The 15,403-nt window shown below is 55.0% G+C and carries 13 protein-coding genes and 2 tRNA genes; 7 read left to right on the top strand and 8 right to left on the bottom strand.

What is annotated here, in order from left to right:
• Positions 1-61 precede the first annotated feature (61 nt).
• Positions 62-562 carry a Cys-tRNA(Pro) deacylase gene (gene ybaK, locus IK012_RS07415; RefSeq protein ID WP_173383381.1) on the top strand — a complete coding sequence of 167 codons (501 nt, stop codon included), beginning with the start codon at positions 62-64 and terminating at the stop codon, positions 560-562.
• Positions 563-571: 9 nt separating this feature from the next.
• Positions 572-1,642 (top strand): glycoside hydrolase family 16 protein, encoded by a 1,071-nt coding sequence (locus IK012_RS07410; RefSeq protein ID WP_290952569.1) that lies wholly within the window; start codon positions 572-574, stop codon positions 1,640-1,642.
• Positions 1,643-1,644: 2 nt separating this feature from the next.
• Here IK012_RS07410 and tatC read toward each other — a convergent pair whose 3' ends face one another.
• The 5 genes from tatC to IK012_RS07385 are packed head-to-tail and all read right to left on the bottom strand — an operon-like array spanning position 1,645 to position 8,400.
• A complete protein-coding gene (gene tatC / locus IK012_RS07405; protein WP_290952567.1) occupies positions 1,645-2,358 on the bottom strand; it encodes a twin-arginine translocase subunit TatC in 714 nt (237 codons plus the stop codon).
• Between the two features lie 27 nt (positions 2,359-2,385).
• Positions 2,386-2,583, bottom strand: coding sequence for a twin-arginine translocase TatA/TatE family subunit (gene tatA / locus IK012_RS07400; protein WP_173379050.1), 198 nt, complete (start codon positions 2,581-2,583; stop codon positions 2,386-2,388).
• Positions 2,584-2,611: 28 nt separating this feature from the next.
• Positions 2,612-4,111 (bottom strand): pitrilysin family protein, encoded by a 1,500-nt coding sequence (locus IK012_RS07395; RefSeq protein WP_290952563.1) that lies wholly within the window; start codon positions 4,109-4,111, stop codon positions 2,612-2,614.
• A 43-nt stretch (positions 4,112-4,154) separates the two neighbouring features.
• A complete protein-coding gene (locus IK012_RS07390) occupies positions 4,155-6,209 on the bottom strand; it encodes a hypothetical protein (protein WP_290952561.1) in 2,055 nt (684 codons plus the stop codon).
• Positions 6,210-6,234: 25 nt separating this feature from the next.
• Entirely contained in the window at positions 6,235-8,400 is a 2,166-nt protein-coding gene (locus IK012_RS07385; RefSeq protein ID WP_290952558.1) for a glycoside hydrolase family 9 protein, read from the bottom strand.
• A 280-nt stretch (positions 8,401-8,680) separates the two neighbouring features.
• Here IK012_RS07385 and IK012_RS07380 point away from each other — a divergent pair, with 280 nt between their 5' ends.
• Complete coding sequence (locus IK012_RS07380) at positions 8,681-9,508, top strand: hypothetical protein (RefSeq protein WP_290952555.1); 828 nt, start codon at positions 8,681-8,683, stop codon at positions 9,506-9,508.
• Between the two features lie 68 nt (positions 9,509-9,576).
• Here IK012_RS07380 and IK012_RS07375 read toward each other — a convergent pair.
• A tRNA-Gly gene (locus IK012_RS07375) sits at positions 9,577-9,648 on the bottom strand.
• Positions 9,649-9,766: 118 nt separating this feature from the next.
• On the opposite strand from IK012_RS07375, the gene infC reads away from it, so the two are divergent.
• Genes infC through rplT form a run of 3 tightly spaced genes read left to right on the top strand, consistent with a single transcriptional unit; the run spans position 9,767 to position 10,965 of the window.
• The gene (infC, locus tag IK012_RS07370; RefSeq protein ID WP_290952551.1) at positions 9,767-10,384 is read left to right on the top strand and encodes a translation initiation factor IF-3; all 618 of its coding nucleotides are present in this window, start codon (positions 9,767-9,769) and stop codon (positions 10,382-10,384) included.
• A gap of 21 nt (positions 10,385-10,405) precedes the next feature.
• Positions 10,406-10,603: a 50S ribosomal protein L35 gene (rpmI, locus tag IK012_RS07365; protein WP_072812865.1), complete on the top strand. Its 198-nt coding sequence runs from the start codon at positions 10,406-10,408 to the stop codon at positions 10,601-10,603.
• Between the two features lie 11 nt (positions 10,604-10,614).
• The gene (gene rplT / locus IK012_RS07360) at positions 10,615-10,965 is read left to right on the top strand and encodes a 50S ribosomal protein L20 (protein WP_290952549.1); all 351 of its coding nucleotides are present in this window, start codon (positions 10,615-10,617) and stop codon (positions 10,963-10,965) included.
• A 393-nt stretch (positions 10,966-11,358) separates the two neighbouring features.
• Here the strand turns inward: rplT and IK012_RS07355 are convergent, their stop codons facing one another.
• Both IK012_RS07355 and IK012_RS07350 read right to left on the bottom strand, forming a co-directional pair.
• Positions 11,359-12,630 (bottom strand): pitrilysin family protein, encoded by a 1,272-nt coding sequence (locus tag IK012_RS07355; protein ID WP_290952546.1) that lies wholly within the window; start codon positions 12,628-12,630, stop codon positions 11,359-11,361.
• A gap of 34 nt (positions 12,631-12,664) precedes the next feature.
• A complete protein-coding gene (locus IK012_RS07350) occupies positions 12,665-15,073 on the bottom strand; it encodes a DEAD/DEAH box helicase (RefSeq protein ID WP_290952544.1) in 2,409 nt (802 codons plus the stop codon).
• Positions 15,074-15,285: 212 nt separating this feature from the next.
• Here IK012_RS07350 and IK012_RS07345 point away from each other — a divergent pair.
• Positions 15,286-15,370, top strand: a tRNA-Ser gene (locus tag IK012_RS07345).
• Positions 15,371-15,403 lie beyond the last annotated feature (33 nt).

Below are 15,403 nucleotides of genomic sequence, written 5' to 3'. Positions count from 1 at the left end.
GGGAATATAGAAAAATGGGGACATTGCACACCACTCCGCAAAGATTTATATTTTACACCATATGGATATCAAGAAGACAAATGCAGCGCGTATTCTGGACCGCCAGAAAATCAGTTATGAACTTATCCCCTACAAAGTCGATGAAGCCGACCTGGGCGCACAGCACGTAGCCGACAGCCTCGGCGAAGACATCAACCAGGTTTTCAAGACTATCCTCGTTCACGGCGACAAGATCGGTTATTTGGTTTGCGTCGTTCCCGGGAACCTCGAAGTGGATTTGAAGGGTGCTGCGAAAGTGAGCGGCAACAAGAAAATCGATACCGTCCCGCTCAAGGACCTGACTCCCCTCACCGGCTACATCCGCGGTGGCTGCAGCCCGCTCGGCCTCAAGAAGAACTTCCCGATTTTTATTCACGAGACCGCGATGCAGTTCCCGTACATCTACGTGAGCGCTGGTGAACGCGGCCTGCAATTGAAGGTTGCACCCGCCGACCTCGTAAAGGCGACACGCGCGACCGTGGGCGTTATCGCAAGAGTCCCGCCCGAAGCCCCCGAAGACTAAGAGGTTTCCATGCGCCACAAGACAGTCCTAAAGTCTGCTTTTCTCAAGACTGCGGCAACCGCATTCGCCATCGCGGGAATGCTTGTGGCATGTTCCGACGACACCCCCAGCGCTCCGGATACACAACCGGAATCTTCTTCCACCATCGAACCTACAAGTTCTGAACTGGCAAGTTCTTCATCCAGCGTCACGTTGGGCATTTCCTCTTCCATTGCCGCGCCCGTAGAATCTTCTTCGAGCGGCGAAATCGAGGTTCCCAGCTCCTCGGCCGAGATGACTTCATCAAGCAGCGAAACCGGCAATCACGGCTCTTCGGCCGAGATGACATCGTCGAGTAGTTCCGCGGCCATCACATCTTCCAGCGAATCGCCCTACCTGTGGAACGACGAGTTCGATACCATCGACACCGCGAAGTGGACGTTCGAAATCGGTACGGGCGCAAGCGGCTGGGGCAACAACGAGAAGCAGTACTACACGGGCCGCAGCGAAAACGCCTACGTGCAAGACGGCATCCTCCACATCCGCGCGAACAAGGAAAGCTACGAAGGCTCCGGATACACTTCGGCCCGCATGATCACCAAGGGCAAATTCACTTTCACCTACGGCACGGTCGAAGCCCGTATCGCACTCCCCGTGGGCAAGGGAATCTGGCCCGCGTTCTGGATGCTCGGCGAAAACATCGATCGAGTCTCGTGGCCCGCCTGCGGCGAAATCGACATCATCGAGGCCGTGAACAGCGAAAACATCGTCTACGGAACAAACCACTGGTCTTATAACGGAGACCACGCCCAGTACGGCAACAACACCGGCGATTATTACGGCACCAGCAAAAAGCTGGACATCACGGAGTTCCATACGTACAAATTCACTTGGGACAAGGAACTCATCACGATGTACGTGGACGATTTCAAGTACCACGAAATTTCCATAAAAGACAATGCCGGCGGAACGGACGCCTTCCACAAGCCGTTCTTCTTTATCCTCAATGTCGCCGTAGGCGGAAACTGGCCCAAATTCGATATAGACGATTCCCAGTTCCCGAACGAAATGCTCGTCGACTATATCCGAGTTTCCCGGTAAAATTACTTGTAGCGCCTAGCCGCCAACAGCCCCGCCTCGAACAGCAGGTACGTCGGGGCGCCAAGCAATATCTGGCTCACGATATCGGGCGGCGTAAGGAGTGCCGCTACCAGCAAAATTGCGACCACCACGTAGGGGCGCTTGTCGCAGACCGTTCCGTAGCTCACGATGCCCGCACGTATAAGCGCGTATGTCACCAGCGGGAACTGGAACATGCAACCGAACGCCAAAGAAAGCCAGATGGCGAGCGACACCAGGTTCGAAATCCCGAAGACGGGTTCCAGCATGCCGTTCGCAAAACTCATGCCGAACTTGACGACCAGCGGGAAGCAGACAACCAGGCAGAACGCCACACCCGCGATAAACAATAAACTGGTCAGGGCCGCAATCGAACGGATGAACTTTCTTTCATTATCGTAGAGCGCGGGCAGCACGAACTGCCAGATATTCCATGCGATATAAGGCGAAAACAACACGCAATCCAAAAGAGCCGCAATCTTCACTTGCAGCAAAAAGACTTCCATCGGGGAAAAATAATGGAGGGTCAGGCCCGCCTGCACCGCGATCTGCTCGCAGAACCAGTCCAGTATATAGGGCGAAAGCAGGAACAGCGGGACGATGCCGATTCCCAGAGCGACAAACGAACGTATGAGAGCATGTCGCAGAGCTTCGAGGTGCGACACCAGCGTAGACTCCTGTCCGTTTTCTGGCGACATTGTCAAAGGGCTAAGACCGATTGAAAATTACTTCTCTTCGGTTTCGGCGGCTTTTTCGACCGTCTTCTGGAGATCTTCGGCTTCTTCCTTCAGCGCGTCCTTCGCCTTCTTGTACTCGTTCTGGGCACGACCAAGCGAACGGGCCAATTCGGGAATTCGCTTAGCCCCGAACAGGAGCAAGACGACCACCACGATGAGGATTATTTCGGGAATTCCAATAGACATTGCGTACCTGCCTTTTTGGTAAATATACTCACTTTTTCGCAGAGGTCTGCTTGTCGCTCTTCAACAGCAATCCCGACACGCTCTTTTCACGCACAAACGTTTGCTTGGCGACTTTCTGCACGTCGTCCGCCGTCACCTTGTCGAGCATGTCGGCCCACCTCAGGAATATGTGGTAGTCGCCGAACATTTCGTACCAGGCAAGCATCGTCGCGACGTTTTCCATATCGGTAAAGCTGCGCACCAAGCCCGCATAGGCGTGGTTCTTCACCTTCTGGAAATCGTGTTCGCTCACGGGTTCGTTCTTGAGTTTCTCGAGTTCTTCCCAGACAATCTTTTCGACATTATCGGCGTCGGCATCGAGCCTCATGCTCACGCGCACCGAGAATTCCGAGACATACTTGTTGGGGCTGTTGCCCGCACTCACGCTCACGGCAAGCTTTTCCTGTTCCACCAGGCGCTTGTAGAGCCTGCCCGAACGCCCGTTCAGTACACCTTCGGCAATGTCAAGCGCATACAGCGAGGAATCGCCCACCTCGGGCGTCTTGAACACCAACACGTACAAGTTCGGGGCATCTGCGCGTACTTGCTTGAAGCGCTTTTCCCCTACCTGTTCCGGGTCGCGGATTGTAAGCGGGGGGAATGCCTCCCCCGCCGGAATTTTTCCGAAATACTTCTTCACCATCTCCATCGTGGAAGTTGTATCCAGGTCGCCCGCCAGCACGAGGATGGCGTTGCGGGGCTTGTAGTACTTGCGGTAATGCTCGTCGGCCATCTCGCGGGTCAAGTTCATGATGTCGGAAGGCCATCCGATAGTCGGCACGCGGTACGGGAACGCCTCGTAGATGAGGGAGTTGAGCGTCTCGAAGAAGCGGCCCGTGGGCTTGTCGTCGTAACGCATGCGGCGTTCTTCGCGCACCACGTCGCGCTCGGAATAGAACTCGCGCAACACCGCATTCTGCATGCGGTCGGATTCGAGCCACATAAAGAGTTCAATCTTGTCTTTCGGGAGCGTCACGATGTAGGCCGTCATCAAGTCGGTCGTGAACGCGTTGAGGCCAGTACCGCCAACGGACTGGTATGCGCCCCAGAGTTCATCTTTCACGAAGAGCTTGCGCTGTTCGTTCAAAAGGGAATCGTGTTCGGCGGTCAGCTTTTTCACGGTCGCAGAATCGCCAGCGAGTTTCGCCGGGCGGATAAGCGCCTGAAGGCTGTCTTCGCGCACCATGAACGCGGCGTCGGCGACACTGTCGGTAACGCCCACCTTGTTGGTGCCCTTGAAAAGTTCATGTTCCAGAATATGCGCCAGACCAGACTTGCCCGGGACCTCGTGCACGGAACCCGTCACGTAAAACAGGCGGCAGCTCACCGTGGGAGCCTGCTTGTTCGGGTGCAGCAAAACGGTAAGCCCGTTCGGCAGGACTTCCTTGTGGACATCCAGTTTCACTTCGGCATGGGAAAACGCACAAAAAGAAAGCACCGCGGCGGCAACCGCGATACGCTTTTCAAAAAATTTCGGTAAAAAACTCATACCCTAAATTTACACATTTTTCGGGCGGGAGCCCACCGGCAAATCAGCGGACAATGAAGTTCTTCGCACGATTGCCCGATTCCAGACGCACCACAAGCGGCATTCCGCGGGCACCGGCCCCGATGTCAAAGCGGTACGAAGCACCGGCAAACGAGACAGAAGCAAGCGCATTGCCCTGCATGTCGAAGATGCGGACAACCTTCACGCCCGATACGGGAGCGATGATTTCCAGCATGCGGCCGGACAACGAGACGCGGAAACCAGCGTCAGCCGGAATTCCTTGCCACGCGATAGCCGTCGAGGAACTGGACCGCGCTTCGGAAGAACTCGACAAGACCGCCTTCGAACTGGACGAGGACTTCGCGGAACTCGACAGCGCTTCAGAAGAGCTCGATTTCAGCTTGGAACTGCTCGACGATTTTACAGACGAACTGCTCGATTCCGGCTCCACACTGGAACTCGATTCCTCACTGCTCGACGAAACAGGGACATATTCACATCCATTCACAGGGATGTCCCGATTCAGCACAAAGCACACGTTCGTATCCGGTTCCAGAATGTTGAACAGGCCCGCAAGCACCGTATCACCCGCATGCGAAAGGACCGGCGAAAGTTTCGTCACATTCTGACTTCCCGGGAACGGGTCGTCCTTCTGATAGGCTTTTCCACCATTGCTGTCATACCCTTTCGACTGCGAAACCACCTTCACGTCCCCGGCCTCAACAACATCAACATACTGGTGTGCCACCGAATCGTTGAGGGCATCGCCATTCCACAAGCGGGAATTGTACTCGATATGCCATACAAGCATCCCGTGATTCGGAAGCCCCGAATCCCACTTGACCAGCTGGCGGTTCTCGAATACATACCACTCCTTTTCGTTCGCGCTCACGGAGTAGGCGAAGTTGTTCGTGCCAAGCGGCGGGAGCGCCTTCACCAAGGAATCCTTCTCAAGTACGGTATAATTCAGCCATCCCATGAAGTTTCGCTCGAACGCGCTGTAGTTAGGCGGCTTTCGAGAACTGCCATTATACATGCCCGTCGCCATCACATCCCATGCATGCACCCCGGGAGCTTGGTAAGGGCTGCTGGAGTAATTGGCGCTACAGTCGCTCGACCATACACAGTAATGATCCTTAAGGCCCATCGTATGGCTGAACTCATGAATCAACTGCACAACATGAGTGGAGCCCTGGTCGATAATGAAACAGGTATTGAATACAAACCCGTCCGCAGTCTCAACCGTCGACTTGTATTTTTTCATCGTAGTCTGGAACCCGCCCAAGTGGCTACTCCCGCTCTTGTAGCGGCCTCCCGCATACAACACGCCGAACGCATCAATTTCGCCATCGTTGTCCCCATCATACAAGGAACCATCGAACGAAGGATATTTTTCCAACATCGATAAAACGGCTCGTTTCATGAGGAGCGCCTCGTTCCCGATATAGCCCTCGAAAGGTTCGCTCTCGCTCACCAAAAATATGTCGAAGGTCGGAACAAACACGCCAGATGACTGGTCATAGAAATAATCCCTGACAGACCCCAGATAATTATCTTCGTTGTAGTTTTCGGCACTCAAGCGTGCGTACATGCCCGCAGAATCGAGATTTTCCCTGCCGTCAGCCTCCCCCGCCACAAGGATGATAGGGAAGCGCAAATGTCCGCGGGAATGGTGCGATGCAGGCAGAGCAGTCGGCACCCAGGCGGCACGCATCGCCTTGCGTTCCACATAAGAACCTTCAAAGCGATTCGGCGTTTTCTGCCTGTGCGCCTTGAAAGACTTTTCCCGGTCGAGGCCGTTCAAGAAGGCTTTTTCCGCAGGGCTACGCCGATGCGCATTCCTCGCCTTGAATTTTGAGGGTTCGCCGTTTTCGTCGGCGTAGTAGAAAACTTTATTTTCATCGGTCACCACGAGGTAACCATCTTCTGTACGCGTAACGCTGTAATATTCGTCACCCAAATCCTGGAGCGTAAGCGAATCGCCGTCATTGATGACGACCCGCCTTTCGCTGGGATCGAGCGGAGATGCGAACACCGCCGCAGGCAACAACGCGCACAGGGCGACAGCCCCGGCCGTCAAACGAAATTTACCTCCCATTAAACACTCCCTATCGAACGTTCAACTAACGGACAAGCACCTTCTTCGCGCCAAAGCCGTCAACCTTGACCAGGTATGCGCCGCTCTTGACGCGGCTCAGGTCTACAGTTGCATGGCCAGCAGTGAGCGAGCCCGAAGCAACCTTCGCACCGTCAAGGCCAACGATTGCAACGCCCGCAGAATTTGCACCCGCAGCGTTCACCGTGAGCATACGGCCGGAAAGGCGCACGTCAAGCCCTGCGGCAACGACATTCACCTTCGGAACAGAGACCTTTTCCGGAACTGCGATAAACGGCTTGTTCTCGTCGTAACGGGCGACAAGCGCGTTCATGAACCACGTGGTATGCGGGAGCCACTGTTCATCCCAGCGCCACACCTGCCACGATTCCTTCAAAGCGTCAAAACCCACCGCGGCGACACCGTCATCAGTCCAGGCAATTCCCGAACCGTCGTTGTTCTTGCCGGTAATGCCGTTCGCGATACCGCCCTTGAGCGTCGCATCGTAATTCGACTGGCCGTCATAAATATTGGGATTCTTCTTGCCGATACCGTACATCATGCAAGTTGCGTAAGGGTTCTTGCCCAGAATCCAGTCGAGCTGGTCGGCAGCGTATTTGTTCACGCCGTCATCAAGCGACTCGAGGGCGTTTGCCGCATACACCGCAGCCGCGGCAAGGCTTGCAATTCGCGCATCTTCGCCCTGCCACCAGTAACCACTCTCGTTGTCATGCGGAATAAAGAAACCGTCCTTGATGGCATTGTTCGTCTTGTAAGTCTGGCGTGCATAACCGAACGGGTTTTCTACCTTGTTCGTAATGGAGACAAGCCATTTCAGGTGCTTTTCGATGGCAGCCTTCGCGGCCCTCATGATGTCCGCGCCGGGAATCTCGCATTCCACATCCGGCGGGCACGGTTCGTAATCAATCATGGCTTCCGCTTCCAGGTAACGCACCAGGGCCATCAGCGGGAGGCCCGCATCGCTCGCATGCCAGAACGGGCGCGTCTTCGCGTCGTCGCTCCAGAAATATCCGTCATCGCTCAGGCGACCGGCAAGGTGCTCCGCACGGGCCTGCGCATCCGTCAGGTACTGGCTCTTGCCCGTCGCTATATAGAGTTCCGTCGCCGCGAGGAGAGCCGTGTAATCGTCGATGATATTTTCCTTGCCGTCGTCGCAGTAGGCGCAATTGCCGCCAATGCTCTGCTTCGAGGTCAGGTGTTCGTAAGCCTTCTTTGCCGCATCGAGGTACTGCGCCGTAGTGTAGTCGCCCTTGGCTGCAATGTTCATCCCTTCAAGATGCGCCACGCGGGCAAGGCCAGCAATCGCCATACCGCCGCCTTCGCGGAATGCTGTCTGGTAGTCAGCACTCTTTATGCCGTCGGAGCCCTTGAACGCACAGAGTTCGCGCTTGTCCAGCGGGTTACCCCACTTGTCGAAAACCGTCATGTAGAAGAATCCCTGGTCATCGAGCATGCGCACCAGGAAGTCCGCACCGAAAGCGGCTTCGTCCGCAGTCTTCGCCTTGGTGCTCGTCTGGCCGAGCAGTTGCGGAATGTGTTCCGCCGCAAAGGCGAGCGACCACACCGTCAGCGGAATCTGCTGCGGGTTCAGGTAGTTCGCATAAGAAAGATGACTGAGGTACTTGCTCACGTCGCCGCTCGCGTCGTACCAGCCGCCGTGAACATCACGCGTGGCGCCGCTTCCGTAAACGGGAACCTTCTTGTCCTGTTCCACAATCGTCTGGTTTGTCGCGCGATCATCATAGAAGTAGTTCATGACCATCGAAAGCGTCTTTTGCGCAAGCGCCTTCTCGCCAATAAAGAACTTTCCAGAACCGGACGGGCTGCCCGCAGCCACCTCCACATGGAAATTGCCCGATTGCGAGGGCTTTTCTGCCAGGTTGATGGTGTAATACTTGCCGTTGTTCGTCCAGTTGTCCGGATTTACGCCCGCACCGAAAGTGCCCGTCGCCACGGACGCGCCGGTCTGGCCGCCATCCGGGTCGAACCAGAGGGTCCACTTGACCCCTTCGAGGTTGTCGGTGCTCCTGACCACGATGGAAATCGGCTTGTCGGAGTCGTAACCCGCCTCGTTGTAATAGAAAACGTTCTCAGCAAAAGAGGGTACAGAGAAAGCCACGGACCCGAGAAGGGCCATGACGGGGAATTTCTTGATAAAAGGGTTCTTCTTCATACCCCGAAATCTAAATTATGTGTCGCTAAAATGCGTGTAAACAATTATATAGACTCCACATCGGTGACGAAAAACACCAAAAAAACACTAAAAAATACTAGTCCATAACGCAACGGACGCTGCGGCCGGATTTCTTGTCTGTACTATACATGTACCAAACATCGGCATAATGCGTAAAATGCATAAAGTTCGCTTTTTCTTCAGAAAGGCTCTTTTTCGCTGTTTGTATATTGAATACAGAAAATTTCGTTTGGTATCGGATGTTGATGGAGGACGAGTTATGAAATTTTGGATTTTGTTTTTGGCTTCGGTATGTTCGGTGCTCTCGTGGGCAGACTGCCATACCCTTGACTTGTCGGTGCTTTTTTCGAAAGACTTTATGGTCATTGGCGCTAAGGGCGGATTCACTCCCAACATTTTCTACACGACACAATCCGGGCAATATGGAACCCGTTATGTAACGCTCCATCGCGAAAGCGAAGATGACCCGGGCCGCATTATGTGGGCGCTGTATTCCGAAAAGAATGGCACGCTTGACCATGTAATCGTTGATGAGGACGGCCAGATGTACAAAGCCGTGGGCAGCGGCGAAGGCGGAAAGAATCCTCCGTCGAGAAAAAGTTTTAAGTATCGTGGAAAAGACGGCGTTGTCGCTCCGCTATCTGCTCTTGATGAAGTGGCGTGGAACCTGATTCAACTCCGCAAAACTGCAGAAGACCGCCATGACTCAAATGATGTCTTAATTGTTGTGGAGTCTGAACAAGATAGGGAAGCTTTTCTCCGCAAAATCCGTTCCTATAAGCCTTTGGTGCAGATGGCAAAGAATGCGGGCATCTCGTATTTTTCCTTTGCGGTGTCGGGTGAAGTTGGCGCGAACTTCGGGGATTTGACGAAATTATCTCAAGACATGTATGATGCGGTGGGGCTTAAAATGCCTCCTCAAGAAGAAGTGAAAAAGCATCAAAGATGCTCCTGTGTCGTTAGTTCTGAAAAGAGAACTCCCAGAGCTGTAATGTTTGAGAATGATAATCGAGACGGTGTTGGAGAACCCGTAGAATTAAATACGCCTCATAATAGAGGCGTGCTGAAAATTCTTAAAGGTAAATAGTGCACAAAAAAGACCCCTCAAACGAGGGGTGGGCGCAAAAAAAGGACCTCCCCAAAGGGAGGTCCAAGAGCGGCGGACCGGGATCGAACCGGCAACCATTAGCTTGGAAGGCTAAGGCTCTACCATTGAGCTACCGCCGCATGTGTCCAAATTTACTAAAAAACGTCCATTTTTAAAGGGGTTCGCCGAAAACTATTGGAAAATTTTTTAAAACTTACTAAATTTTCCTCACGTTTAACATTCATACAGAGGTCATACTTGTTCCCCAATCCGCGCGATCGCCGCATGCCCAACCGTCCCAGCGATGGGACACGCACAAACGAAGACATCCACATTTCCCCGATTAGACTCGTGAAGGAAAATGGAGAAGCCGTCATCATCGAGACGAGCAAGGCGCTGCAGATGGCGAAGGACGCCGGACTGGACCTGGTGGAAGTCTCCCCGAACGCCAAGCCGCCCGTATGCCGCATCATCAACTACGGCAAGTACAAGTTCGAGCAGGTGAAGAAGGCGAAGGCAGCCAAGGCCAAGCAGCACGTGGTGAAGCTGAAGGAAATCAAGATGCACCCGAAGACTGCGGAGAACGACTACCAGTACAGGATCAAGCAGGCTGGCGAGTTCTTGCAGGACGGTATGAAGGTGAAGCTTATCATGCAGTTCCGTGGGCGCGAAATGGCGCACATGGACTACGGCAAGCGCCTGATGGAACGCGCCAAGGAAGACCTGGCCCCATTCGGCGATTTGGAAATGGATTCGCGGGTGGAAGGCAACACTATGCTTTCTATCTACGGTCCTAAACGTGGTGCTGGTTCCGCCAAAAAGCAGGACCAGGCACCGAAGCCCGCAACCGAGCCAGAGGCAGCAGGTGAGGCTTAACATTAACCTAACGAGGTAAAAATGCCTAAAATGAAAACACACAGCGGTGCTAAGAAGCGCTTCCGCGTGACGGGTTCCGGCCACGTCAAGTTCAAGCGCGCTGGTATGCGCCACATTCAAGCCAAGATGACCACCAAGCGTAAGCGTAACCTGCGTAAGGGCGCTCTCGTCAAGAAGGTCGATACCTATCACGTCAAGCGTCTGCTTGTAGTAGCATAAGGAGAGTAAGAATGCCACGCGCTAAAACCAGAGTTCCTTCCCGCGAACGCCGCAAAAAAATCCTCAAGGCCGCCAAGGGCTTCTACGGCCGTCGCAAGTCGAACCTTCGCCTTGCCATCGACGCAGTCGCCCATGCTGGTCAGTATGCCTACGCTCACCGCCGCGACAAGAAAGGCGCTTTCCGCTCTCTGTGGATTGTCCGTCTCAATGCCGCTGTCCGTGAATACGGCATCAGCTACAGCCAGTTCATTTACAAGCTTTCCAAGGCTGGTATCCAGATGAACCGCAAGGTTCTTGCTGATATGGCCGTCGCCGATCCTGAAGCTTTCGCCAAGGTCGTCGAAGTCGTGAAGGCTGCTTAATTAGCTGACTTAGCGAAAATGCGAGAAATTGCACCCTGCCCTGCAGGGTGCTTTTTGTTTGCGCGGTTTGAGGCGAAGGCCATGTGAGCTGAAACGGCTTGTATTAACAAGCCGTGGAGGCGAGAGCATGCGAATTACCGCAGGTCTCGGAGCCCTAGATGATGAGCATGCGGTCTCATACCGCCGTCGCCGATCCCGAAGCTTTCGCCAAGGTCGTCGAAGTCGTGAAGGCTGCCTAAGGTCTGACTTAGCACTACGCGAGAAATTGCGCTCCGCTTGAAAAGGCGGGGCGCTTTTTACATTGTCACCCTGGAGGGAGTCCGTAGGACGACCGATAGGGTCCAATTGCTATGGATCCTATCGCCTTCGGCTCCAGGAAGACAAAGGAATGTCTTAGAAAAAGTCTACGTCCAGTTCGGTCTTCTTGCGGCCGGCGGGCTCGATGACTGCGGCGGAGAACTTCGCGGCGTTGAACAGCTTGTTCGTAGTCGCGACGACTTCTTCCTCTGTCATGGAGGTGATGATTTTTTCGGAGTGTTCCATCGTGTGGAATTCACCGAGATGCAAGGTCTGTTCCGCCATGCGGACAACGCGCTTCTCGGGGCTGTCGGCGCCGAGGTACATGCCGCCCAGGATGTTCGTCTTGGTGCGTTCAAATTCACCCTTGTTGAATCCGCGTTTCAAAAAGTTGCGGGTCTCGTTCAGCGAAAGCTCGAGCGCCGTCTTGAGCTGGTGCGGTTCGGTGGCAAGCGATACGCCCCAGTCGGTGCAATCGCAGTAGATGTCCGCAGTGGAATACACGGAATAAGCGAGTCCCTTGTCTTCGCGAATTTTCTGGAACAGGCGGCTCGCCATGCCCGCACCCATCGCCACGTTGAACAGCGAAAGGGCGCAACGTCCGCGCTCGTCCATCAAGTTGCGGTCAAAGCTCAGGCCCCAGAAAAGGTTCGACTGCGCGATGTCCTGCTTCTGCACGACCTTCACGCTGTTGTGCGCCCGGTAAGCATCTGCGGGCAATACGCCGCGAGTCTTTTTCTGCGCAAATTTTTCAGCACAAAGTTGCACGAGCTCTTCATGATTGACCTTGCCCGAAGCGCAAACGAGCAGCGGGATTTCGTCCGTCACCTGCGCCCTGTACTTGAGCATCTGCTTGTGCGTGAGGGCCTTTACCTGCTTGATGTTCCCGGTAATGGAATGCGCGATGCCGCAACCCTTGAAGTGAATTGCGTTGAACACGTCGCCCACGATTTCTTCGGGAATGTCGTCGTAGCTGTGGATTTCCTCGATGATGACGCGGCGTTCCTTCTCCATCTCCTTCTTGTCCATGCGCGGATGCATGAGCATGTCCGCGATCACGTCGACGGCGAGCGGAAGGTGGCTGCGTTCAATCTGCGCGTAGAACCCGGTCTCCTGCCTTGTGGTATAGGCTTCCAGGTTTCCGCCCTTGTCCTCGACGGAACGAGCAATTTCAAGCGCGGTGCGGTTTTCGGTTCCCTTGAACACCAGGTGTTCGTAAAAGTGGCTCAGCCCAAATTCGTCTTTTGCCTCGTGACGGCTCCCGCGCGGAATCCATACGCCCATGGCCACGGAATAGGCATGCGGCATATAGTCCGAAAGAATGGTGATACCGTTATCGAGAACTGTCTTCTTTACAATCTGCTTCATTGTGCGAGGCTAATATAACACTTTTTCAAGAGCACTACACGCGTCCGAAACGGCGGGTCTTGCGGAAAGGCTTGTCGCCGAAACCGCGTTCGTCGTGTTCCTTGCGGAACGGGCGGTCTTCGCGATTGCCGAACTTGCGGTCGCCGAACATCTTTTCGCGGCGGGCCCTGCGGTTTTCGAACGGGCGGTCGCCTTCGAACTTGCGCCCACGACGGTCGCCATCGCGATGGAACCCGCGGCGGCCTTCACGACTTTCACGCGGGCCGGTAGGCGGTTCGTCGGTCATCAAACGGAAGCGAGAATCGTTCCCGCGAATCGTCATCCCGGAGAGGATGTCCAAAACTTCTTGCGGGAGCGTCTCGGGCAGTTCGACGGTACTGAACCTGTCGAAGAGCTTGATGCGCCCGATGTTGCTGCTGCTGATGTTGCCTTCGCCAGCGATGGCGCCCACGATGTCCTTCGGGGTAACGCGGTCCATGCGGCCGACGCCCATGTAGTAGCGCAAGAACCCTTCCTCGACCCCGTTGTTGCCTTCCTTGCGTTCCTTACGCAGGCGGCTCTTTTCTTCGCCGCTGAATTCACCGGCGGCCCTTTCGGAATCGCGCCCAAGGAAATCCCTCCCCCCGAGCTTCTTTTCACGGCGTTCCTTCGGCGTATCGAGCGGAGCGAGTTCCGGGAACAACGGCTGCTTCTTCTGGTACATCTTGATGACAGCGGCGGCGACATCTTCGGCGGTCATTTCGCGAACGGAACCGTCTTCGAGCACCACGCCGTTTTCCATGTTGCAGCCTTCCTCAACCATCGCTCGGACAAGAGCCTTGAACTTGTCGAGTTCGCCGTAGCTCACGACGCTCTTCACCTTGTTCTTGAACGCACTGACGCGCTTTTCGCTAATTTGTTCAGAAGTCGGCATCGCCATCGCCTCGATGGGCTGGCGGGTAGCCTTTTCGATCGTCTTCAACAGGCGACGTTCGCGCGGGGTGATGAACAAGATGGCGTTACCGCTCCTGCCCGCACGACCCGTGCGGCCAATGCGGTGCACGTAGGATTCCGTATCGTAAGGAATGTCGTAGTTCACCACGAGCGAGATGCGGTCCACGTCGATACCGCGGGCGGCCACGTCGGTGGCGACGACAATATCGAGCTTGCCCATCTTGAGACGGTTGATGGTGCGTTCGCGCATCGACTGCGCAAGGTCACCGTTGAGCGGAGCCACGTTGAAGCCGCGACTTTCCAACTTCTCGGCGACTTCGGTGGTGTTCTGCTTGGTGCGCACAAAAATCAGCACGCCATCAAAATCTTCACCTTCGAGCACGCGGGCAAGCGCCTCGATCTTGTGTTCGCTTTTCACCAGCAAGAAGCGCTGACGAATATTTTCCACCGTCGTCGTCTTGCCTTCGATGCGCGCCTCTTCGTATTCACCCAGGTGCTGTTCAATAATCTTCTTCACGTCAGCCGGCATGGTCGCACTGAAAAGAGCGCGCTGGGCATCGGCGGGAATTTCCTTGAGAATGGTCTCCACGTCTTCCATGAATCCCATGTCGAGCATTTCGTCGGCCTCGTCGAGCACGATGGCCTTCACACCCGAAAGCACGATGGAACCGCGCTTGATGTGGTCGATAAGGCGGCCCGGAGTTGCGACGATGATGTTCGCCTGGCGCTTGAGCGCACGCATCTGGATGGCGATATCCTGCCCGCCGTAAACCGGAACCACGTGGACCTTCGGCATCTTGACCGCATACTGCTGGATAGCTTCCGCCACCTGGATGGCAAGTTCACGCGTCGGCGTGAGAACGAGCATCGACGTCTCGTGCCCGTTGAACTGCAGTCTCGAAAGGAGCGGCAGCGAGAACGCGGCCGTCTTTCCCGTACCCGTCTGGGCCGTTCCCAGCAGGTTCGCTCCCTGCAACAATGCGGGGATAGCCTTCGCCTGAATCGGGGACGGAGTCTCGTAACCGGCCTTCTTCACCGCCTCGAGCACCTCGGGAATAAGCCCCAGGTCGTCGAAGGTAACAAGCGACTCATCGCCGGCATCTTCAGCAGGTTCCTCATCATCGGACGCGCCGACGGCAGGTTCCACAATTTCATCTGCGGTTTCTACAGCGGGTTCCTCGGGCAACGCCTCCGCAACTTTCGCAGCGGCACTTTCGGCGCAATCCTTCTTGGATTCCGCGTAATCTTCATCGTCCTGTTCGACCTCGCCATCTTCGAACTCGACCTTCGTGCCGATCTCGATAGCGGACTTCGGTCCCTTCCTGAGCACGTCGCCGTCTTCATCGACAACGACACCGTTCGGATTCAACGCGAGGAACGCGGCTTCGTCCGCCTCGTCTTCGTCGGCGCCACCAGCGATGGCATTCAAGAAGGCATTCGCCTCCTGCGCAATCTTGGATTTCGGATCGATATTTTCTTCAGGGATACGTTCTTCGGTACCTTGCTTCATAATACACCTTCGGGGCCGTTAAACTTCATCTGCGGCCCATGCCGCACCATCGAAAGGTTCTTGTAGCGAACCCAGAAAAGCCCCGAAGCGCACTCGCGCTTATAAACCTGAAGTCCTTTGGCCCTATAATTTGAGGCCAAATGTAGAAATAAACAGCGGAAAATCAAAGATATAGACAAACCGCAAAAACTTTACTAAATTATGCGAACCTTGGAGAGATGCCAGAGTGGTCGATTGGGCCGGTCTCGAAATCCGGAGACTGTCACAGGTCCGAGGGTTCGAATCCCTCTCTCTCCTTGAAACGAAAAGTGGAGCCGTAAGGCCCCACTT

This window comes from Fibrobacter sp. (genome assembly GCF_017551775.1).
Lineage (GTDB): Bacteria > Fibrobacterota > Fibrobacteria > Fibrobacterales > Fibrobacteraceae > Fibrobacter.
The sequence above is the reverse complement of the archived record's forward strand: the minus strand, read 5'-3'. Positions and strand labels throughout refer to the sequence as shown.

Bases quoted from the DNA above. Each gene is read 5' to 3' on its own strand.
- ybaK (WP_173383381.1), top strand. From the start codon at position 62: ATGGATATCAAGAAGACAAATGCAGCGCGTATTCTGGACCGCCAGAAA.
- IK012_RS07410 (WP_290952569.1), top strand. From the start codon at position 572: ATGCGCCACAAGACAGTCCTAAAGTCTGCTTTTCTCAAGACTGCGGCA.
- tatC (WP_290952567.1), bottom strand. From the start codon at position 2,358: ATGTCGCCAGAAAACGGACAGGAGTCTACGCTGGTGTCGCACCTCGAA.
- tatA (WP_173379050.1), bottom strand. From the start codon at position 2,583: ATGTCTATTGGAATTCCCGAAATAATCCTCATCGTGGTGGTCGTCTTG.
- IK012_RS07395 (WP_290952563.1), bottom strand. From the start codon at position 4,111: ATGAGTTTTTTACCGAAATTTTTTGAAAAGCGTATCGCGGTTGCCGCC.
- IK012_RS07390 (WP_290952561.1), bottom strand. From the start codon at position 6,209: ATGGGAGGTAAATTTCGTTTGACGGCCGGGGCTGTCGCCCTGTGCGCG.
- IK012_RS07385 (WP_290952558.1), bottom strand. From the start codon at position 8,400: ATGAAGAAGAACCCTTTTATCAAGAAATTCCCCGTCATGGCCCTTCTC.
- IK012_RS07380 (WP_290952555.1), top strand. From the start codon at position 8,681: ATGAAATTTTGGATTTTGTTTTTGGCTTCGGTATGTTCGGTGCTCTCG.
- rpmI (WP_072812865.1), top strand. From the start codon at position 10,406: ATGCCTAAAATGAAAACACACAGCGGTGCTAAGAAGCGCTTCCGCGTG.
- rplT (WP_290952549.1), top strand. From the start codon at position 10,615: ATGCCACGCGCTAAAACCAGAGTTCCTTCCCGCGAACGCCGCAAAAAA.
- IK012_RS07355 (WP_290952546.1), bottom strand. From the start codon at position 12,630: ATGAAGCAGATTGTAAAGAAGACAGTTCTCGATAACGGTATCACCATT.
- IK012_RS07350 (WP_290952544.1), bottom strand. From the start codon at position 15,073: ATGAAGCAAGGTACCGAAGAACGTATCCCTGAAGAAAATATCGATCCG.